1 pseudogene is annotated in these 652 nt (G+C 67.5%); it reads right to left on the minus strand.

Features of this window, described 5'->3' with window-relative positions:
- A pseudogene (locus EN852_RS34620) lies at positions 1–652 on the minus strand (FAD-dependent oxidoreductase); the annotation flags it as partial.

Genomic DNA, 652 nt, shown 5'->3' on the forward strand with positions numbered 1-652 from the left:
GAATTCGCGCAGATAATAGGAGCCCATGATCCAATACTCGCCGCCCCAGTTGAGCACGGTGAGATCGCCCTTCAGCCGCCCGTCATGGCCAAGCATCGGCGCAAGCTTCGCGCGGCCGGGATTCGGCAGCCTGCAGGCGAGCAGCCGGTCGAGCCACGCTGCGGCGCCCGGCCCTGAAATCGCGTAGCGCGAATAGGCCGAGATATCGACGAGGCCGGCGGCGCGGCGCACCTGCAGCGCTTCGTCGCCGACGATGTCGAAGGCGTTGGAGCGCTTCAGCGTCGTCTCCTCGCGAAAGCCCATCGGCGCGAAATAGGCCGGGATTTCCAGGCCCCAGGACGCCGTCCATTCGGCGCCGGCGGTGCTCATGCCGTCATAAGCGCCGGGGCGCTTCAGTGGCCGGCCGGCCGGCAGCCGCTCATTGGGGAAGGTCATGACGAAGCGGCGAGCGTAGAACTGCCGCGTCGTTTGCCTGAGATATTCGCGGTTGGCGGCGAAGGCGCCATAGCGGGCGATGTCCATGCCGAAGATGTCGGCCTGCGGCTCGCCGTAAATCATCCACTCGGCCAGCGACTTGCCGACGCCGCCGCCCTGGCTGAATCCGGCCATGACACCGCAGGCGACCCAGTAGTTGCTGAGCCCCCGCACCGGG

This window comes from Mesorhizobium sp. M2E.F.Ca.ET.209.01.1.1 (assembly GCF_004010375.2).
In the GTDB taxonomy this organism is placed as follows: Bacteria; Pseudomonadota; Alphaproteobacteria; order Rhizobiales; family Rhizobiaceae; genus Mesorhizobium.